Consider the following 21384-nt stretch of genomic DNA (forward strand, 5'->3'; position numbering starts at 1 on the left):
TAAACCAAAACACCGCAGATGGCAGCACAGAATTTTAAAAATCATACCAAACTAGTTCTAGGATTTCATGGAATCTTATTTGTGGCGATACTCGCCTTATTGATTGGGTCCATTGTCAACCTTATGTATACGAGTCAAAGGAACCTTTATAGTGCGTCATTACTGGTACTCATCGCCTTTGTTTTCTTGATGATGGCGTGGTTTGTCCGCAGCTTTCCTTTAAAGGCACAAGACAGGGCCATCAAAGCGGAGGAAAATTTGCGGTATTACACCATGACTGGCAAGCTATTTCCTATGGAATTAAAAATGGCACAAATCATAGCGCTACGTTTTGCGAGTGATGAAGAATTTTTGCCCTTAGTGGAGCAAGCGTTAAAAGAAGACTTATCCAATAAAGAAATAAAAAGGCTGATAAAAAATTGGAGGCCAGATGTTTATAGGGTTTAAATGGTACTCATCAAGGATACAATCCGCCGCGCTTTTAAATTTCGAAAGTGTGGCTTTTTAATGTATAGGGTAGTTGACTTATAATGATCACCAGTTGCTAATTCGCGCGAATAGGGCATACATTGTAAAAGGTTGTTGATGCAGACTTACTCATGAATGCACGAGCGTGACGCTCGCGTTAGTGGGGGAATACCTTATTTCTACATGAAGAAACTTGAACACATTTTACTGAAAGAACTTAAATATTGTTCTACCTCCCATATCCTTTCAACTCTTATAAACTGTGTCTGCATCAGGCATCTAATTTTTACGAGAACTCTTCGTGATAATAATACGCTGTCAAATCCTCAAGCTTCTCATAAATTTCAGTAAGTATTGTATTTAAATTTTCTAAATCGACCTCAATGTTATCCCATTGTTTTGCATAAAAATGTTGCTCTTAATCATTTGAAATTGGATATCTAGAAAAGTCTATTTTGTTTTGGTCTGGATTCTCTTGAATTACCTCCTAAAGTTCCTCGATATTCTTTTTAAGTTCTGTAGTAACAGTATCAAAATGTTTTACTCCATTTGCCCCATGGAAGAGTTTAATTTTAGCTCTAGCATTTTCGTAAATCTGTTTGATATTGTGCTTGCCCTCTACTTTATTTGGTTTATCAAGAAGCCTATTGATTTTCTAAATCAGGGCTTTCAAGTACAGCTCTATTCCATGATTAACGTTATGGAAGATTGGGAAAATTAATTTATCTGCTTCTTTCCATTTGTTATTATCTAAGCACCTTTTAGTTAATTCTATTCCAGAACTTAAATAACCATCAGCCAATACAAGCATATTGCTAATATCATCCCCACCGTCCGTCCTCCAATTAACAAAGGATATTTTTTCAATAATTTGGTCATGCCTACTGAAAACCTTTTTCATAGATGCTCAAAGTTATATCTATATTTTATAATCAACACATATAGCTTGCTATTTGATTTTATATCTCGGATATTTGATTAACAATCGTATTCCTAAGTTAAACACCTTATTTAAAAATGAAATATGAAGACAATACTTATGTAACGAGGGATGGTGTTTACTACGAAGGGATAATCAGAGAAATAAAGCGCTCAAGAAATACTTTCCAACCAATTTATGAGGCCTTTACAAATGCCTTGGAAGCAATTAAAATCAGGGAGAAGGAAAATAACGGCTTTAATGGTAAAATTCTAATCAAAATACATTCTACTCAAAACACGGATGGCAGTCTTACATTTTCAAAAATGCATATCACGGATAATGGAATAGGCTTTAATGATGAAGAATTTGATAGATTTAATACATATAAAGATTTTACAAAAGGCTTTAAAAACCTAGGTTCGGGAAGAATACAGTATACCCATTTTTTCGACACTACAAGGATAAAAAGTATCTACGAAAGTAATGGAGGCTATCGTGAAAGAGAATTTGTAGTGTCCAAAAACAAAAATTTTCTTCAGCATAAATCAATTGTGTTTCATAAAAAAGATGTTGAAATTGAGGCGGAGGCTTCTAGCACCACATTGACATTTGAAGGCTTGCTAGATTCAAATTTGGCTAGTTACCATAACTTAAATGATGAAATTTTAAAAGATGCTTTACTACGAAGGTATATCCAATACTTTTGCTTGAACAAAAAGGAATTGCCGGAAATAACGATTGAACACTATGCTTTCAATGAACGAGAAAACATTTCGAAAATTACTGAATCAGATATACCCGAAATTGACAAATCCGAAGATTTCCAAATACATTATTCAAAAGTTTCGCCTGATGCTAGTAAAGTTGAAAGTGCAGATGAATTTGAAACCTTTACGCTTAATTCCTATAAGCTTGACAAGTCATTTTTAAAACATAACGATTTAAAGCTTACAAGCAAGAATGAAGTAGTCCAACAATTCGACATTAATTTGGTTTCGCTTGCCAAAAATGATGTTATCGAAGGTAGTCATTTCTTATTCTTGGTGTCCAGTGATTACTTAGACAACAAAGACACTAATGAGAGAGGTGAGTTCCACATCCCACGATTCGATGAATTCCAAGACCAATTAAACATGTTTTCTGATAGGGAAATTATTCTTGATGATTTGGAATACAAATTAGGTGAAACTGTATGGAGTCTGTACCCAGAAATAGAGAAAATTCAAGAGAAGCATCTTACCGACTTAAATAAGCTTAAAGAAATGTTCCTTTTACCTGATGACTTTGATTCAGATATAGATATTTCGATAAATGATAGTAGCAAAAAAATTCTTGAAAAATTCTATACCGTAGAAGCAAAGAAAAAAGCTGAATTAGATTCTAATATTAAAGACAGTATGGATAGGCTTAATCATTTGGACACAACATCTGATGATTACTCCGCCTTACTAAATGAAGAAATTGACAGAATCGTTCGAGTAATACCTCAACAAAACAGGGTTGAACTTACCCATTATGTGGCCCGAAGAAAGCTCGTTCTAGACCTTTTTTCATTGATTTTAAATAAAAAGTTGATAGTTCAAAATGATGGCTCAAGAAATAACAATGAAGAACTGTTACACAATCTAATTTTTGAACAAAAATCGACTATAACTAATAAAAGTGATTTATGGATTATCAATGAAGATTTCATCTACTTTCAAGGTGTATCAGAATTTCAATTGTCAGATATAAAATACAAAGGCAAAAACATCATACGTGAGGATTTATCAGATAAAGAAAGCGAGTACATTACTTCGCTGGGACAAAAACGCCTAGACAAAAGACCTGACATACTCTTATTCCCGAAAGAGGAAAAATGTATTATAATAGAGTTTAAAAGCTTAGATACAAATGTGTCCGATCACCTAAATCAAATAAATCATTATGCTACGCTTTTAAGGAATTTTTCCATACCCGAAATGAAACTGACAACTTTTTACGGCTATTTGATTGGAGAACAAATAGAGCCACATGATGTAAGATCGCACGATGCTGACTTTATACCATCTTATGAGTTCGATTATTTATTTAGACCTGCAAAAAAAATAGCTGGGATGTTCAATAATGAAGGAAAAGATGGTTCTTTATATACGGAGGTTTTAAAGTATTCTACACTTCTTGAACGAGCAAAAAATCGTAATGAAATTTTTATAAAAAAATTGACAGGCGAGAATACAGAAGAAGCAGAAGATGATGAAACTCTATTTTAATTACTTTTTAATCTCATCCATAAATGGGTTTTGCTTCTGTCTAAGTGGCATAAGTTCATAATACCGAGTGCAATTGAACCCATAACGAGGCAGCCTAAACTAGGGTGCGTTTAAATTGTACTAATCAATTATTTAATAATTGACTTGTCACGGCCACCAGTTGCAAATTGGCGGGCATGGGAATAAGGTGGAAAAGGTTGTTAATGCAGAGTTACGCCTGAATGCACGAGCGTGACGCTCGCGCTAGCAGGGACGTGTCAATTGAGCCAACTAAGGGCTTATGTGTTATTCATTATCCCAACCATCCTTCCCTGTCCAAACTTCGGTATTGAATGGCTTCTGAAATATGATTGCCATCAACTGCTTCACTCTGTGCCAAATCTGCAATGGTTCTGGCCACTTTTAGGATTCGGTCATAGGCGCGGGCAGAAAGGTTAAGGCGTTCCATGGCATTTTTGAGCAAGAGTTTTGAGGCCTCGTCCAATTTACAGTACTGCCGTATTTGTTTGGTATTCATTTGGGCGTTGTAATGCACGTTTTCCAGTGCTGTAAATCGTTTGGTCTGTATGTCTCGCGCTGCGGTCACCCGTTGTCTGATGGCCACACTGCCCTCCCCTTTCCTATCATCCGATAGTTTTTCAAACGGAACAGGGGTCACTTCTATATGGATGTCTATCCGGTCTAACAAGGGACCGGAAATCTTACTAAGGTACCGTTGCATCTCTGCCGGTGAGGAGGTCACAGGGGCATCCGGATCATTAAAATACCCACCGGGACTTGGATTCATACTGGCCACCAACATAAAACTGCTTGGATAGGTGACCGTAAACCGTGCACGGGAAATGGTGACCTCCCGATCCTCCAAAGGCTGGCGCATGACCTCTAAAACACCTCGTTTAAATTCTGGCAACTCGTCCAGAAACAACACCCCGTTATGGGACAAGGAAATTTCACCGGGCTGGGGATAGGCTCCCCCGCCCACGAGCGCTACATCAGAAATGGTGTGGTGTGGACTCCTAAAAGGGCGTTGGTTCATTAATCCCATATTTTTTACCTTGCCCACCACACTATGTATTTTGGTAGTCTCCAAAGCTTCATGCAAGGTCATGGGTGGCAAAATGGAAGGCAAACGTTTGGCCAGCATGGTTTTACCGGAACCTGGCGGACCAATTAAAATGATATTATGGCCACCGGCTGCTGCAATTTCCATACAGCGTTTGATGCTCTCCTGTCCTTTGACATCGGCAAAATCGAACTCCGGGAAATCCAAGGTTTTATAGAATTCCGCACGGGTGTCAATAATCGTTGGTTCCAAAGGCTTATCGGCATCAAAATAATCGATGACCTCTTTGATATTTTCTACCCCATACACGTCTAGCCCGTTTACGATGGCTGCTTCTTTGGCATTGTCCTTTGGCAAAATAAACCCCTTAAAACCTTCCTCTTTGGCTTTTATGGCAATGGGAAGTGCGCCTTTTATGGGTTGCACGCTACCATCCAAGGAAAGCTCGCCCATAATCAGGTACTTTTCTATGTGTTCCGATTTAATTTGGTTGGAGGCAGAAAGGATACCCAAGGCCAGCGTCAGGTCATAAGCGGAACCCTCTTTTCGTAAATCCGCAGGGGCCATGTTTATGGTAATCTTCTTTCCTGGAATCTTATACCCATTGTTCTGCAGGGCGGCAGCAATGCGGTAATTACTTTCTTTTATGGCGTTGTCGGGCAAACCAACCAAATGGTAGCCAATGCCTTTGTCTATGTTCACCTCTACCACAACAGTGGTGGCCTCTACCCCAAATACGGCACTGCCAAATACTTTTATCAGCATAATAAAAACAGGTTAGTGTGTAGCACTAAGATATGACAAGATGATTTAATTGGACTTGTCCGTGGTATCCAATACGGATATCATCTTTGTGATGGTAATGGGTTTTCCGTACGTGGTGAAACCATTTAAAACCACCTCAAACTCCCCGCTAACGTCCGAGGTAAAGAATTCATAATCATACCCATTGTTGTTCGCTATGACCACATGGGGCTTCCAGAACAACAAATAACGAAAATCTGGGATACGGCCGTACCCAAAGGTATCGCTATCATACCTTTGGTTATAGTAATTTTTGGTGGGTCTAGGTTTTGCCAAAGGCATCACTTTACTGTTAACGTAATTATGTGATTCCAAATAGTTGCCATCAAAGGTTTCAACAGATAAAATCCCTTGATAGTCTTTGCCTCCCAAACGAAATTGGTCGCGGATAAGACTGATTTTTTCAATGGTTCTGGCATCAAAATTACGAACGGCCTCATGATTGGGAATAAAAACACCATCAATGACCACAATGGCAGGATAGCTGTTGTAATCCTCATTATAGGTTTCAAAATCTTGCTGTACCTTCACGTAATCGTTACCTTTTCCACCATTTCTGTATCCCGCATTGGGAACAACCTCCACCAAGGTTTCCTCAAAGGTGGCAAAGCGCGTATAATCGTCCAGGGTAATGGTTTCCGGGGTACCGCCATCAAAGGGGTCAATGGCATCGCCTTGAAGGATACTGTCTGGTTTAATTTCAAAAAATTGATTTTCTATTTGGTTGTGAACGCTCCGATCAATTAAAATCTTTTTAAACTCTGGTCTTAATCTGTACTTTGAAAACTGCAGGGAAGAGATATCCAGTCTTCCCAAAACACCCTCTTTAATGGTATACTGGCTTTCCTCCTCCTCTACCTGTACTACGGCCCGCGGGGTCTTATAATCTTTTTTGAAATAGGCATAAAAGTTACCATCGTCATCCGTTTGTGAAAACTTCAATAAAAATTCCTTTCCCGGAACGGAAATAACGACTGGCTTGTTGGCTATGGGAGTATTGGAGGTATTTAAAACCTTGCCAAAGAACAGCTCACCCCGCTGTTCTGGAAGGAACAGACTGTCCCCCACGTTTTGGGGTATCACCTTATCCACATTAAAATAACCATTGGCATAGGCTGCGGCATCCATGGCCTTAAATGTTTCCAATTGGCTTTTTTTCCTGACTTCCAACGTGTAAGCGCCGTTACCCAAATATCCTTTATAATTACGGACGGATAGTTTTACCTTTTCCCTTTTAGCATACGTCATTTTATCCGTAGTAATGGAAACCGTGGATGAATCCAGTATCGCTTTTTTGGGTGTTGAGGTCAAAGCGTCAACGTCTTTGGAATCCCCAGCACCGGCCAATAGTGCTGCTTGATCTGCCAAATAGGGATTGATGATTACGATATCATCCTTAAAAACCTGTTTTAGGCCATTATTTTTCATCCATTGGGTATATCCCAACAACTTATAGGTTCCGGACGGAACTTGGGTTGTCACAAAAAAATCTCCTTGCCCCAGCCCTTTGGTCAATTTAATTTTATGTTCAAAAACATAGTTTTGGTTCTGGTCCACCAAGGCCACATAACCTACGGTACTAATATCCGTAAGCTTATTGGTTTGCGCGTTAAAGGTATACGTGGCATAGTACAGGTACTCCCCAGCAAGCACTACGGGTCCCGTATGGTCTATGTACATTTTTTCCTGCGGAAGTTTTTTAAGGTTCTCCAATTCCTCTTTTGACTTTATGATGTATTGGGATATAAGACCCACTGGAAATAACATCACCACCACAAAAACTAAAATTTGTTTCATCATTGTTCTTAATTTATTCTGTCCAAAAATCAGGGACCATATTACTGCCCAGTACGGTGCAATCCCCACAAGCACGGCGTCCCGTTAAATAGGGACCTGCCGGTGGCGCTACTTGGCCGTTATTATTGCCGGCGTATACAAAAAGTCCACTTTCAACAGCATCCCGTAAGGGCGACCCACCCCCTTCGTTAATGGTTTCGGGAGCTCCAAAAAAATTGCAATTTAAAATATACGGTGGCAATGGCTCATTGGGGAAAAAGTCTTGGTAATTAAAGAATAGGCGTTCCGTACTACTATGGGCAACTTCAAAATAGCCCAAAACTTTTTCGTCAGGGTCTTCAGGATTTGTAATATTCCCGGAAATAAAGCCGGGTTGTACCTCTGTAAAAATACTCTCGTTCCCCGCTTGTTCGTTCAGGGCGCGGTAAAAAGCGTGTGCATCTGGGGTCTGGCCAAGTTGGGTGACCAAAATGCTATAGCGATGTGAGATGATAAAATCATCCCTAGGAATAAACCGAATTAAATTCCGCTTCAACAACGCTCCAGATATCGTAAGGTTGGTAGGTTTAATGATTCGGTCAGAGGCCACGGTATTGTAACAAACCCGTTCTTCTTGCTCCCGTGGGGCCAGATCAAATGTAGGCAAAAACGGGTCTGTATTGGTGATGACGATATCAAAAGGCTGCCATAACGGGGCAATGATTTTGTACGTCTCCTCATAGGTATACCGTAAAAAGGGGGGCTGATTAGGTAGAATTTCTGCATCCACATAGATGGCAATGCCCTCCACACCTTGGGCATTTTCTACGCGTTGCGCGTAGAGATCTGCGATGCCACCAGAAGTAGGGGGTGTTACGGTTTCTGATTGGTAGAATGTTCCATCTTGGGTTTGTATTTGTAATTGATATGTAGTGTTTGGCAATACCGCAAAAGGTTCGGTAGCGATGTACCTGCCGGGCTCCGCTTCTACAAATACAAGGTTGTTCCCATTGCCATCCAGTATCCTGACATTGGCATTCCGTTCTGCGGGCTGGACGGTATCATTGGCAAAACTCCTGCCACGCCCCAGCAGTACCTCATGCTGTTTTTGTTCGTTCGTCAAGCTGGCCTCCACGACCAATATAGCATTGATATCCCCGGTCTGCAGCACCTCTTGGCCCAATTCAAACGGTTCTACGCAACCCAAAAGGCCAAACCAACAAAACATATAAAATAGGCTCTTTTTATTCATTCCTCTATCCAAAAATCTGGTACAACATTAGTTCCTACAACGTTACAATCCCCGCAAATGGTGGGTGTTACGATGTATGGTCCTTCACATTCACCAGGTTCATTACTGCTTACATACTCCAACAAACCTAGCTTTACCCCTGGCAACAAGGCAGGACAACTGGCATTTGGCGGAATTGGACCGTCCCGCTCTGGATTACCTAAAATAGGCGCTAAAATACGGTCACACCTAACAGTCCCAAAATAAGGCGGTAGCGGTTCATCCGGATAAAAGTCCACATAGTTAAAATACAGCCGCCTTTCCGTGGCATGGCTCACATCAAAAAAACCGATGACCGGTTGGTCTCCCGCTATATTAAAGACATTGCCTTCCAACGGTCCAGGCTGTACCTGGCTAAAGACCAGCTCACTTTGATTGAAGTTCCTCAAATTTTCATAAAACTGAAAAGCTTCAAAAGAAATGGCCATTTGTTTCACCAGAATGCTGTACCTGTGGGAAATGATAGGGTTGTCACTTTTTATAAATCGCAGCTGATTTTTAATGACGGGACCCCCGTTCAATGTGGTTCCATCAAACAATAGAATGTCTTGTGAGGCATCGGTCTTAAAACAGACCCTTTCTTCCCTTGCCCTTGGCACTAACCTCACGTCTGGATATAAAATATCTATCACATCACCGTTTGCATCGACCATCAACTCTTGGTTTTCCCTGATGATCTCAAACTCAAAGGGTGTCCAGTTTGGCGCGATGATTTTGTAGGTCTCCTCAAAGGTGTATCTGTAATAGGCTGCCTCGCCTAAAGCGGAATCCATGGAGCTATCCACAAAAATACCAACACCTGCCGCACCGCTGCCGGCAATGGTAGGTTCTGCATAAAGGCTATCTATGCTTGAAGTCCCTGCCATACGCATTTCGTTGGAGCGGTAGCGGTCCCCATTGGACGTGCTTACCGAAAGGGTGTAACCAACGTCAAAAGTGGGCCGAAAGTCCGCAGGCGACACGTAAATTCCTGGTTCACTTTCCATGAACACAAATTCCGGACCGCCATTGGTGCTTACGCGTACCGAGGCATTTTCCTCTGGCAATACGTCTAGCCCTTTGGGCGATATAAACGGGGAGTTTGGATTAAAGAGCACTTGTTCTGGCACGTTTACCGTACTATCACTTTCCACCTGTCTGGACCTACTGAGCAGGACCCTTTGTGGTTCACCGTTATCGGTAAGGTTGGCCTCTACCACCAAAATACCCTGACCATCTTGGGATACTGCCGACAAAGGCACCACCGAAATTTCCTCAACGCAGCTTGTCAGGCAGATGCAGAGTGTTAACAGTGATATGTGTATGGGTTTTCTCATTCTTCTATCCAAAATTCCGGTGGTTGGGTGCCCCCAAAAACAGTACAATCCACACAGCCCTTAGGTTTCACCAGAAATGGGGCCGCCCCTCCCAAACCCTCTGTTTGCAACCACTCTTCATAATCTTCATTTTCTGCATGATAGGCATACAAACCAGCCAAAATACCTTCTATCAAGGGGGAATTTCCATTGCCGTCCACTACAAAACCATCACCACTTGGGGCTGGTGTAATATGAAATCCCTCTGGGTACAAGGGAGGTAAACCCGTGCTGCAGTTAATCAAATATTCTGGTTTTTCCTCTCCCGGAAAAATATCATCATGATTAAAAAACAACCTTTTAACGCTTACCGAGCTCAATTCAAAATACCCAAATACTTGGGCTACGCTTGAATTTTGAACCCTAATATTACCTTCTAAACGCCCGGTTTGCACATTACTGAACACACTTTCCACACTAGAAAAATCCTGCAAGGACCCAAAAAAGGAGGCTGCATTACCATCATGGTGGTATTGCCTTACCAAAATACTATACCGATGGGAAAGGGCGTAATTGGTACTAGCTATAAAACGGACTTGAAAATCCTTTAAGGTATTGGTGGTAAGGCCTTCCGTTGAAGCTAAAACAATGGAATTGGAGCTGTTGTTTCCATAACAAATATGCACCAATCCATTCCGTGGGGCAACGGTCACCTCCCAACCATCCCCGTCATTAATGTCATAATCAATTTGATCCCAATCAAAAGGATTGGGGTCCGGAGCTATAATCCTATAGGTTTCCTCAAACTCGAATCTAAAGTAAGCTTGACCATCCAAAGGAACTTCAGTATCCACCAAGATGGCGACCCCATCGGTCTCAAAACCATTTAGACGACGCTCTGCACGAATGCCATTCATAGGTGCTTTTGGTGGCATTATGGTGGAATCCGAAAGATATTGTACCCCATCTTTGGTGATAATTTGCAATTGGTAGCTTTTGCCTGATTGTAAATCTAGCGGAACAACGGAGGTATAACGCCCATTTTCCTGTTCAGCAAATTCAATGGTTGCACCATCTGATGGCATCAGCTTTACAAGAGCCCCAGTTTCAGGTAGCGGACCTGAGTCGGACAAATTAAAGGTGCGTGTTAGAAAAATATCCTGTTCCATAGCGCCATCATGTAGCCTGGCGTCTACTACCAGCGCTCCGTCCAGCACGTCTACGATATCCACTGGGTCAAAGGCCTCCACACAACCAAAGAACCAAGAACAGCTTACGATATACAGAAATATTCTTTTCATTCTTCGGTCCAGAATTCAGGTTCACTATTACTTCCTAGTTGCGTACAATCCCCGCAAACAGTGGGTACAAACGTAAAAGGACCAGGGCAGGCCCCAATGTTAGAGCCGTTGTTCCCTGTAAAACTGATTAATCCAAGATTTACCCTTTCAATAATAGACTGTGGGCAATTGTTCATGGAAAACCCCTGAAAGCAATAAGAAACATGTGACTCCGGTGCAGAGGTAGGGTTACAATTAAAGGGGAAGGGCGGCAAGGGCTCATTCGGATAAAAATCCGTATAGTTAAAAAACAATCGTTTCTTGGTGCTGGAAACCACATCAAAAAAACCTAAAACCGTACCACCAGTTCCCTCTTCCGAGAGGATGTTACCCTCTAAAAAGCCTGGTTGGACCTGGGAAAATATATTTCCGGTCTGGCTAAAGTTGTTGAGTTGCTCATAGAAACCAAAAGATGCTAAACCGGCAACCAATTGCTCCACTTCAATACTGTACCTGTGCGAAATGGCAAAATTATCCTTGGATATAAAACGGACCATAAATCTTTTGATTCCGCTCCCATTATCACCGGCCAATTGCGCCTGCACGATCCTATTTGAAACTTCTGTTCTATAACAAACACGTTCTTCCCGTGAGCGCTCCACAATGTCCAAATCATAGGTTGGGACGGGCAGCGCACATGGATCGTAATTGGTCAATTGAAACTGAAAAGGAGTCCAATTAGGCGCTATAATCTTATACGTTTCTTCATATTTGAACCTAAAATTTTCGGATACGCCCATCTCGCTAACATTGTCAATGAAAATTCCTATCCCTTCTTCCCCATCGTTATTAACTACCTTTTCCGCGTAAACGTTTTCTAAATTGGAGAATCCTTCTATTTGCATTGGTGTAGAAAAAAAACGTTGTCCGTTTGCGCGGATAACACGTAATTGATAAGCTCTCCCTATTTCTGCGGCAAAGGGTTGGGCAGATTCATAAATTCCTGGCCCTATTTCATTAAAAGGGTAACGCAATCCTGCATCATCCTCTACCGTTACCTGTGCATTTTCCTCATAACGTACCAAATCCCTATCAATATCCCTAATTGGTGTAAAAGGATTGAACACGGAATCTATTTGGGTATCCAAAATAGTATCGATTTTAGAAAGCGTTATCCGCTGGTTCTTTAGTTCATTGGTGACCGTACCCTCAACAATTAAAATATTCTCAATATTGGTAACCACCTCGGTAATGCTAAGGTCTACCTCCTCCACGCAACTGCTTAGAAACAGTAGAAAACCAAAAACTAATCTATTTTTGCCAAACATACCTCTTAAACTTTAAGGCCTAAACCCTTTACACTTGGGTTCACGCACTAAAATCATTTAATTTCACTGTATCTATTTGCATAATTTTTTTTACGCCTTGCCATTTTTAATTCCAAATAAGCCACGGCAAGCGGTGTATCCCTCTGTTTTGGTCTAGGAAATCCATATGCTTAAAATTTAAAATTATAGGTTATGGAAGGAATAGGTATGGCAAATATGGAGCTCTGTAATGCTTTTACCTCCCCATTTTCCGTAACAAAAAATACAGAATACGGATTATTTCTTCCCAAAACATTGTATACTGAAATTGTGACAAAACTATGGGCCAATTTGTTCTTTTTGTGGTTTCCTTCAATATTTACCCCTAAATCAAGCCTATAGAAATCCGGTATCCTAAACGCATTGCGATCACTGAATGCGACAAAATCCGCATTATTAAATCTAAAAGTACCAATAGGATAGGTAACCGGCCGGCCTGTCTGGTACACAAAGTTGGCCGATACACTGTACCGTCTGCTAAACTTATAGTTGGTAATAAGGCTTACATCATGGGGCTTGTCAAAATTGGAGGCGAAAAAATCTCCATTATTGATACGGTTTTCACTAAACTCGCTATCAAATCTATAAAGCGATCGTGAATAGGTATAGCTTAACCAACCATTAAGGTCTCCCTTATTTTTCTTCAGCAAAAACTCCACGCCATAAGCTTTACCGTCACCTTGTAGTACCTCGGTCTCCACATTTTCGTTCAGAAACAGGTCTGCACCCGTTTTAAAATCGAGCACGTTGTCCATACGCTTGTAATAACCTTCCAAACTTAACTCATACTCGTTGTCCTTAAAATTTTTGTAGAACCCCAAGGAAGCTTGGTACCCTTGTTGTGGTTGTATATTTAAATCTGAGAGTTTCCAGGTATCTATTGGGGATACGGTGGTATTATTGGACAAAGTGTGCAGAAATTGGTACGAATTGTTGAAACTTGCCTTTACCGAAAAATCGGGAGCTAAAAGATACCGCCCAGCAACCCTAAATTCAGGCCCACCGTAGGTTTTCACCACTTCCCCAGCACTAAAATCCAAGGTGTCCAGAACGGTGGACTCATTTCTGGGCAACCCTTCTTGATAGGTCCTTTGGCTACCGGCACCCAAGGCTGCAAAAAAGGCATAGCGCACCCCTACATCCAATCGTAGTTTCTCATTGACATCAATTTGATCGCCAACAAATAGGGCACCTTCCAAGGCCTGTTCCCTGTCTATAAAAACAGGCGCAATATCAGAGTCCCCACCTATTGGCTCAATGCTCCCGGGATTAACGGAATATAGTTTTGCAGAAACCCCGTAATCCAAAGAATTTGTATCGTTCAGACGGGTACGGAGTTTGTATTTCACCTCCGTTTCATTAATGGCATAGGCCAAGTCAAAATCCGTATTGGCGGTTCCGTCAAAATCTATTCCAAACCGGTAATCGCTATTGGCAAGCATTAAGGCGCCATTTGTTTTTTGATTGTATTGATGGTCCCAACGGGCAGAAAAAAGCCTATTGCTATAATTGTATAGAGAGTCTGAGGTTATACTAAAAGCATCCCTACTAAAATAAGCTGTAGCCTTTACCTCATTGTCCTGGTCTATTTTGTCATGGTATTTAATGATTCCATCAAAAAAGGAGGCATTACTATTGTTCAAAGATTCCTCATCCAGCGATCGTAAAATCCAATCGGCATAAGCCCCACGGCCTCCAACCACTAGGGAGGACCGTTCTTTTTTGATTGGGATTTCCAATGCAAGATTACCGGTCACCGGTCCTATGGAACCCTCTCCTGAAAGTTCCTCAACATTGCCATTTTTAGTTCTAATATCGAATACGGATGATAAGCGCCCCCCAAACTCCATGGGAACGGCTCCTTTATATATCTCCACACCTTCCGTGGTAAAAGGGTTTAAGGCTTGGAAAATACCAAAAAAGTGTTGTGGATTATAAATAACGGCATCATCCAACAGTACCAAGTTTTGGTCTGTTTTACCCCCACGGACGTTGAGGCCGGTTGCTCCCTCCCCAGCGGAGGAAATACCGGGCAATGCTTTGGCTACCTGTAAAATATCGCGTTCACCGAGCACCAACGGTATGTTCTTGGATGCCTCCGAGTTTATCTCTTCGCTTCCCGTGGTGGTGTCCTCTACATTTTTTGCTGCATCTGCCTCTACCACCACCTCATCCAACTGTTGCAACCCTTCCTCTAGAATTAAATTTAATTGTCCATTATTATACATGAGCACTTCTCGTTCCGTGGAGGCTATCCCCATTGCCCTGGCCGTAATTATATTATATCCGGCAGGCAGTTCCATGGAAAAATTGCCATTGATATCACTCACCGTGACAATGGAAGTGTTCTTGACCCTTAGCGCCAAATCTTGGATAGGCTCCCCAGTCCTTGCATTTAGTGCCTTTCCTCTTAGCACATAGGTATTTTTAAGATTATTGGGGTCGCTCTTACCTATTTTTAAAACGCCATAATCCTTATTGGTGCGTCTTACATCATTATTGTAAAATGTTGGTGGTGGTAAACCAACAGACCGCTCCTCATTTTTGCCCACGGCCATCCCGCCATCCTCCCTACCAAAAAAGAACTGGGGCAGCTCCTTATAAATAATGGTATTCTCTAGAAGTACGATGCTATTCTCCGAGGTTTTAAAAAAATTGAGTTCTGTATTAGCAAGAATTTTAGTTAAGGCTTCATCCATGGTGATGTCCTTAAATTCAACGGTTATGGAATCCGATGCTATCCAATCCTCCAAAAAATAAAAACGGTATGGGGTTTTTGCCTCTAGGTCATTAAGCACGGTTTGCAGTGCGGTGGCGGTATAACTTCCTGAAATTTTTAAACTGTCCTGGCCGCGTACGTTTACGGAAAAAGAAAGAACCAAAATAAAGACGAATAGCGCCGGCCGACTGACTGAAAAGTTACCAGGCCTAAGTGGATTTAACAACTTTGGCCAATAGAAAGGATGGTACATAAAGAAGGTCTATTTAGTCCAAGAATATACAAAAGAATCTAGACCAACCGTAACTTTAAACTTTGAATTTGATTATTTAGGAGCAAATAGCAAAATATCTGTACTTTCCCTGATAATCTCTTCCTTGTTCATCATCATTTTTCTGAATTCCCCATTGACGTATAGCAGCGCTTGGTCTTTGTAATGCTTGCTCAACGGATTGCCAGATTGTCCCGTGGGTAAAATACTAATGCTATTTTCAATATCCGAAAAGTCGATAATTCTGCGGGTAGAAGGGCCAACGGTTACCTTATAAAATCCGGTATCATCATACCCAAAAGATAGGTTATTGATTACTTCCCTGCTTCCATGAATGGGAAAGGGTCCTACGTTAAAATAGGTTCGGAGACTTTCTACCTGCCCAATAGGGTGCTCATGTTCCACGGTATGGACTTTATCCCACGTCCATTCGTCAGGATTTGGCCCAAAATCCTCCACTAAAGACTCCCAAGCTTCCTTGAAGGATACGGTAGCGATGCTCGCTTTATCTTCCTTAACATCTGGAGTGTTGATGTTATCCCACCATGGAGAATGGTCCTTTTTAGCAATATGGGCAATCTGACGTTTGAATAGATGGGTTTTCAAAAAATCCTGAAAAAGCCCCTCACCCATTTCATCTTCAAAAATATTTTTGACCACCCGATATTCGGCACGGTGATACAAGGTTGCAGCGGTGCTGTTTAGTTGGTAACTACCGTCCCAATTTTTTAACAAGTCCATTTGTTTCGTTTGTTCTGGAGACAACTCCTTGATGTCTACCAAGCGAATCATTTCTGCTACCAGGCTTGGGTTTACAGATGATGTTACGTCCAAAATCATTTTAGCGGCCTCTGATTTATCCCATTTGTCTTTTCCTTCCAATAAGGACACAATACGCTTTGCCCTGTTTTCCGGCAGATAATATCCTGGCACCAATTTACCGTTAACGGAATCTGGCTGGTTGTTGGCGGAATAAACGTATTGCCATGGGGGATTTACGGCACTTGGGTTTTCCGAAAAATCCAGATAGTTCAAAGGTTGCTCGTTTGCTACAGCCCCATTGAGGATAAATTTGGTGGATAGGCTGTCCGGCATTTCAAAAAGCTTGGCCGTTGCCCACCATGCCACATTACCCTCGGCATCACCATACATGATATTAAGGCCAGGTGCATGTATTTTGGGCAAGGCCTTTTTAAACTCCTCCATATTGGTAGCATGGGTCATTCCATAGAGGGCATCCATAACCTGATTATCCAACTGTGTATAGACCCAGGATACAGCTATGGGACGCTCACTGTAAAGTTGTTTGGAGACCCCGTTTAAAAGGGGCCCGTTCTTTGTTTTTTTAAATTGAAACTCCACATCCTCCCCATCTTTTACCTTAATGGTTTTGGTCACAATTTCAAAAGAGGCATAACCAGCTGCGGTTTTGTATTTAGTACTATCGGATGGATGGTACTCCTCAAAATAAAAATTAATGTCGTCGTTTTGAAACATGGTCAACCCATAGGCCAAATTCCTATCGTGACCCAATAATGGAAAGGGAATCCCGGCAATATGGTAGCCGTATTTCTCATAATTTTTTGCAGTCACATGGGCCTCATACCAAACGGATGGTTGTGCAAAACCTATATGTGGGTCGTTAGCCAAGATTACCTTCCCATTTTTTGTTTTTTCTGGTGCCAGTACCCAACTATTACTGCCCACAAACTGTGGAACTGGCAATTTCTCAAGAAGTTGGGTAACCTGGGCAGTTACCGAGGCAGAAACAGAATCCCTTGATGGAAGTTTATAGTTTTTGATCCAGGTAGAGCTGGTATCCGAGGTAATGGCCAAATCTTGGATGTACCCATCACCAAGTTTATTTCGCAATTCGGTTAACAATGGATCGGTTTTATGGCCCATCGCAAAGCTAAAAGCCATATATCCAATGGTATTGTACACATCCTCTAGCTGAAATGGTGTCTTGTCCAGTCCCGTTAGGTAAAATTCCACTGGAGTGGGGCCTTTATCCACAAACGCGTTAATCCCATCTAAATAGGCCTGCGCCAGTTGCACCGTTTTACTATCCATATCCAAATGGGACATGGTTTTGTTGGTATGCTCATCGATGCCCAAGGTGAGCATAAACATGTCCGTTTCTACCAAATCTGCCCCAAAAACAGCAGATAACCGGCCCTTGGCAATACGCCTAAGTAGCTCCATCTGCCACAAACGATCTTGTGCATGCACGTAACCTAGAGCCCTAAGGGCATCTTCCTCTGTTTCCCCGTAAATATGGGGAATTCCGTAAGCATCAAAATATACGCTCACATCAGCAGTTAAATCCGTAAGTTCTTGCTCACCGGAGTAGGTAGGCGTAAGCGAGTTGATAAAAACCAAACCAATAAAAACAAACAAAACAACCGCTATAAGCAGACCTACAAGGATTTTTTTTAACAGCTTCATGAGGGAAAATTAGTTGTGTCCTAAAATTACGCCAATTCTACAGAAATTGCTTAGGTAAACCCAAATTCAATTTAAGTTTATGGAAGGCAATGGTATTGGAGCACTAAAACCAGTTCCATAGTATTTGCCTTAGAAGTCCAATGTTATTTCTTTGGCTCAAAAACTGCGAGCCCCTTACGCAGCCAAGCTCCATAGGTAGCTACATCCACATATTGCACGGCATGGTTCAAAATTTCCAAATCAGGACTCAGAAGTACGTAGTAGGGTTGTGAGGCGGCGTTAAAGTTTATGGTCTGGAAGGTGCCCCATTTCTGACCAATGGTTTCTATGCGCTTAATTCTTCCACTAGGATATTGAAACTGAAATTGATCGTCTTTGGCCAAAGGCTTTCTATCATCCACATAAAGTGAAATTAACACATAATCTTCATTGATCAAAGGAAAAATAGCCGGGTCACTCCAAACATTTTCCTCCATCCTACGGCAGTTTACACAGGCCCAACCGGTAAAATCCAATAAGATAGGTTTTTGGTTGGCCTTGGCGTAGGCAACCCCTTCTTCAAAATCCTTAAAGCAGTTAAGTCCAAGAGGGCAATCACTTTTAGATTGCTGATAACTATAAAAATCCGGGGGTGGAAAACCGCTTAAGACTTTTAAATCCAATACTTTGAACAATCCAAGGGAAAGATAGACCACTACCCCTATGCTTACTACTGCCATGGCTTTCCTTGCAACCGATAATTTTGCCCGGGGGCCATCATGCGGAAATCTTAATATGCCCAATAAGTACAGCGTTAGCAGTACAAAAAGAACTATCCAGATACCTAGGAAGAGTTCTCTCTTAAGAATTCCCCAGTTGCCCACCAAGTCTGCGTTGGAGAGAAATTTAAAGGCCAGCGCCAATTCCAAAAAGCCCAGAACTACCTTAACGGTGGTCATCCAGCCGCCAGATTTGGGCAGGCTGTTTAACCAAGCGGGAAACAGGGCAAACAACATAAACGGCAAGGCCAATGCCAGACCAAAACCTGTCATGCCCGCAGTAAGATTGGTAGCAACCTCACCCTCTGCCAAAGTAGTGCTCCCCAGTAATCCGCCCAATATGGGGCCAGTACAGGAGAAGGAAACTATGGCCAACGTGGTTGCCATAAAAAAGATGCCCAAGGCGCCACCAACCTTATTGGAAGCAGCATCCATCTTATTGGCCCAGGAACTGGGAAGGGTAAGCTCATAATACCCAAAAAAAGAAAATGCAAAAACAACAAAAATGACAAAGAACAATATGTTTAGCCAAATGTTGGTAGCAATGGTGTTGAGTATCTGTGAATCTACAGAATCAAACAAATGAAATGGAAGACTTAACAAAAAGTAGATTAAGGTGATAAAAAGACCGTAGAGCAGCGCATTGGCCACCCCTTTACCTTTGGTATGTGATTGTTTCGTAAAAAACGACACCGTTAACGGTATCATTGGAAACACGCAAGGGGTAAACAGAGCGATAAATCCTCCCAAGAAACCCAGGCTAAAAATCAACCATAACTGGGATGTCCCTTCTTGGTCATCCCTACTGCTTTCATTCAGGATTTCCTTATTTTTTAAATTGAGCTTTAACGCTTTGGTCATGGACAAGCTGCGTTCATCTAAAGTGCCCTTTGTTGGTGAAGCGTCAACAGTGGAACCGTCCAATGCTATGTTAAAAACCTCCTCTTTTAAAATACAGACTTCCTTGCAAATTTGGTAATACAAGACCACTTCTATTTGATTTACCTCTGGACGTAGGCGCTTGATGCGTTGTTTAAAAAGAGCCTTTTCCTTAAAAAAAGTTTCCTCTACATCAAATACCTCTGTATACTTTTTGTAGGTTTTCCCTTCTTCGGTGGGTCCCAACAAGGCATAATCCTCACCTGCCTTTTTAAACTCAAACTCACTTGGCATAGAGCCCCCTTCCGCAGTATAAAGCGAGTAAATAAACCATTCTTCCTTGATATCTGCCTCAAAGATGAGGTGGTATTCCTCGTTTCCCAGCGAGTTAACGCTATGTTTCCAACTGGCAGGCTGTTCTTCTGTTTGGGCAAAAACACCAAAACTGGTTAGCAAAGCAAAGCTTATGCCTAAAAACGTTATCACTCTTCCCATGTTATTTTCAGTATGTTTTTGGTTCCAAAGGTTACTTTAAAACGATTATCCGCCCTGCGGCCCACCAACCAGACCACTGCTCCGGCAGAGCAGAGTAACCATTGGTTCTTCTTTTCAAAACCATTTACTTTTTCGTCCTTTAAAAATTTGGAGACCTTTTTTTTTCCGTTCATCCCAAAGGGATAAAAATAGTCGCCTTTTTGTCGCTTTCTTAACACTAACGGATAACTCAACAAATCCTTATCCACATAGGCAACATTCCTATGGGTTTCCCCAATTTCGGATACCAAAGAAAATCGCATGGCCATCGGCCCCAAAAAATAAGCTTTACTGTCTTGGATGTGGTGTTCAATTTCCTTATCATCCTTAAGCTCTGCAAGTAATAGATGATTCCTATCCTTTAAAAGTCTATGGCTTTTGGATTGTATTACCTTTCCGGTGTCCGCATGTAACAAGGCGGTTACATCTTCCCAAGCGGTAAAGCCAAACTCTTTAAACAACAAATGCATATAAGCCTTGGCCGGCCTTAATTTTTGCAGCTCATTAACGGATATCCTTACCGCATTCCTTTCTGCAACAAAAAGGGAGGCTTGCAACCGCAGCCGTGTACTTTTAAGTACGTCCTGAGCTTCTTGCAAATGGTTGATGCTCTGTTGAAACGCCAACATAAAACTTGGGATTGAGCTTTTTAGCTGTGGAACAATATTATGCCGAATTCCATTTCGTAAATATTTGGTGTTGAGATTACTACTATCTTCCCGCCATTGGAGTTGTTTGCCCCTGGCAAATTTTTGAAGTTCCTCTTTACTAAATGGAAGTAAGGGCCTTATGATTTGGCCATTTTTTTCGGGGATTCCGGTTAAGCCCTTAAGACCCGATGCTCTGGAAAGATTAATTAGGAAAGTCTCCAAAACATCATCTGCATGGTGGGCGGTAAGCAGGTAACCATAGGATTCCTCTTGCATGATTTGGGCAAACCATTCATACCGTAACTTTCTGGCAATCATTTGAATGGAACCGTTATTTGCTTTTTTGGTTTCTCTGGTATTAAAAGATTTGCAATGTAGTTTCACTCCCTTTTCCGCAGCCCATTGTTTTACAAATGTCTCGTCCCCATCGCTCTCTGTCCCACGTAAATGGAAATTGCAATGGGCAAGGGCGATATTATAGCCAGAATAGAGACACAAAGCCGCAAGAACGGTGCTGTCCAAACCACCGCTGAAAGCTACCAATAAGGCATCTTCCTTAGTGACTTGAAAAGTCTTTTGCATATGTGCCTGAAATGCCTCTAGCATA

General features: G+C 41.7%; 13 protein-coding genes. 2 read left to right on the top strand and 11 right to left on the bottom strand.

Annotated elements, in window-relative coordinates:
* The first annotated feature begins 18 nt into the window (after positions 1–18).
* On the top strand, positions 19–447 hold the full coding sequence (locus tag I595_RS02185; RefSeq protein WP_054557745.1) for a DUF6526 family protein: 429 nt from the start codon (positions 19–21) through the stop codon (positions 445–447).
* Positions 448–1123: 676 nt separating this feature from the next.
* Here I595_RS02185 and I595_RS17295 read toward each other — a convergent pair.
* Positions 1124–1369, bottom strand: coding sequence for a hypothetical protein (locus I595_RS17295; RefSeq protein ID WP_157449626.1), 246 nt, complete (start codon positions 1367–1369; stop codon positions 1124–1126).
* Between the two features lie 116 nt (positions 1370–1485).
* Between I595_RS17295 and I595_RS02195 the strand changes: the two genes are divergently transcribed.
* Positions 1486–3642: an ATP-binding protein gene (locus tag I595_RS02195; RefSeq protein WP_054557747.1), complete on the top strand. Its 2157-nt coding sequence runs from the start codon at positions 1486–1488 to the stop codon at positions 3640–3642.
* A 292-nt stretch (positions 3643–3934) separates the two neighbouring features.
* Here I595_RS02195 and I595_RS02200 read toward each other — a convergent pair whose 3' ends face one another.
* The 10 genes from I595_RS02200 to tilS all read right to left on the bottom strand — a co-directional run bounded on the left by I595_RS02200 (position 3935) and on the right by tilS (position 21383).
* On the bottom strand, positions 3935–5470 hold the full coding sequence (locus I595_RS02200; protein WP_054557748.1) for a YifB family Mg chelatase-like AAA ATPase: 1536 nt from the start codon (positions 5468–5470) through the stop codon (positions 3935–3937).
* A 45-nt stretch (positions 5471–5515) separates the two neighbouring features.
* Positions 5516–7306: a hypothetical protein gene (locus I595_RS02205; protein ID WP_054557749.1), complete on the bottom strand. Its 1791-nt coding sequence runs from the start codon at positions 7304–7306 to the stop codon at positions 5516–5518.
* Between the two features lie 13 nt (positions 7307–7319).
* Positions 7320–8513, bottom strand: coding sequence for a DUF4249 domain-containing protein (locus I595_RS02210; protein ID WP_172675899.1), 1194 nt, complete (start codon positions 8511–8513; stop codon positions 7320–7322).
* 20 nt (positions 8514–8533) lie between these two features.
* Entirely contained in the window at positions 8534–9892 is a 1359-nt protein-coding gene (locus I595_RS02215) for a DUF4249 domain-containing protein (RefSeq protein WP_054557751.1), read from the bottom strand.
* The gene (locus tag I595_RS02220) at positions 9889–11172 is read right to left on the bottom strand and encodes a DUF4249 domain-containing protein (RefSeq protein WP_083467463.1); all 1284 of its coding nucleotides are present in this window, start codon (positions 11170–11172) and stop codon (positions 9889–9891) included. Before I595_RS02220 ends, I595_RS02215 begins: the two co-directional genes overlap by 4 nt.
* Positions 11169–12479: a DUF4249 family protein gene (locus tag I595_RS02225; RefSeq protein WP_054557753.1), complete on the bottom strand. Its 1311-nt coding sequence runs from the start codon at positions 12477–12479 to the stop codon at positions 11169–11171. The genes I595_RS02220 and I595_RS02225 overlap by 4 nt, the downstream gene beginning before the upstream one ends.
* A gap of 170 nt (positions 12480–12649) precedes the next feature.
* Positions 12650–15400, bottom strand: a complete 2751-nt coding sequence (locus I595_RS02230; protein ID WP_316934152.1) for a TonB-dependent receptor — start codon at positions 15398–15400, stop codon at positions 12650–12652.
* A 162-nt stretch (positions 15401–15562) separates the two neighbouring features.
* Complete coding sequence (locus I595_RS02235; protein ID WP_054557754.1) at positions 15563–17956, bottom strand: penicillin acylase family protein; 2394 nt, start codon at positions 17954–17956, stop codon at positions 15563–15565.
* 143 nt (positions 17957–18099) lie between these two features.
* Positions 18100–20088 (bottom strand): protein-disulfide reductase DsbD family protein, encoded by a 1989-nt coding sequence (locus tag I595_RS02240; RefSeq protein ID WP_054557755.1) that lies wholly within the window; start codon positions 20086–20088, stop codon positions 18100–18102.
* On the bottom strand, positions 20076–21383 hold the full coding sequence (tilS, locus tag I595_RS02245) for a tRNA lysidine(34) synthetase TilS (RefSeq protein WP_054557756.1): 1308 nt from the start codon (positions 21381–21383) through the stop codon (positions 20076–20078). The genes I595_RS02240 and tilS overlap by 13 nt, the downstream gene beginning before the upstream one ends.
* Position 21384: the final 1 nt, after the last annotated feature.

The sequence above is a fragment of the Croceitalea dokdonensis DOKDO 023 genome (assembly GCF_001306415.1).
Lineage (GTDB): Bacteria > Bacteroidota > Bacteroidia > Flavobacteriales > Flavobacteriaceae > Croceitalea > Croceitalea dokdonensis.

What these genes read in the sequence shown, in the direction of transcription:
- I595_RS02185 (WP_054557745.1), top strand. Translation starts at nt 19, where the DNA reads ATGGCAGCACAGAATTTTAAAAATCATACCAAACTAGTTCTAGGATTT.
- I595_RS17295 (WP_157449626.1), bottom strand. Translation starts at nt 1,369, where the DNA reads ATGAAAAAGGTTTTCAGTAGGCATGACCAAATTATTGAAAAAATATCC.
- I595_RS02195 (WP_054557747.1), top strand. Translation starts at nt 1,486, where the DNA reads ATGAAATATGAAGACAATACTTATGTAACGAGGGATGGTGTTTACTAC.
- I595_RS02200 (WP_054557748.1), bottom strand. Translation starts at nt 5,470, where the DNA reads ATGCTGATAAAAGTATTTGGCAGTGCCGTATTTGGGGTAGAGGCCACC.
- I595_RS02205 (WP_054557749.1), bottom strand. Translation starts at nt 7,306, where the DNA reads ATGAAACAAATTTTAGTTTTTGTGGTGGTGATGTTATTTCCAGTGGGT.
- I595_RS02210 (WP_172675899.1), bottom strand. Translation starts at nt 8,513, where the DNA reads ATGTTTTGTTGGTTTGGCCTTTTGGGTTGCGTAGAACCGTTTGAATTG.
- I595_RS02215 (WP_054557751.1), bottom strand. Translation starts at nt 9,892, where the DNA reads ATGAGAAAACCCATACACATATCACTGTTAACACTCTGCATCTGCCTG.
- I595_RS02220 (WP_083467463.1), bottom strand. Translation starts at nt 11,172, where the DNA reads ATGAAAAGAATATTTCTGTATATCGTAAGCTGTTCTTGGTTCTTTGGT.
- I595_RS02225 (WP_054557753.1), bottom strand. Translation starts at nt 12,479, where the DNA reads ATGTTTGGCAAAAATAGATTAGTTTTTGGTTTTCTACTGTTTCTAAGC.
- I595_RS02235 (WP_054557754.1), bottom strand. Translation starts at nt 17,956, where the DNA reads ATGAAGCTGTTAAAAAAAATCCTTGTAGGTCTGCTTATAGCGGTTGTT.
- I595_RS02240 (WP_054557755.1), bottom strand. Translation starts at nt 20,088, where the DNA reads ATGGGAAGAGTGATAACGTTTTTAGGCATAAGCTTTGCTTTGCTAACC.
- tilS (WP_054557756.1), bottom strand. Translation starts at nt 21,383, where the DNA reads ATGCTAGAGGCATTTCAGGCACATATGCAAAAGACTTTTCAAGTCACT.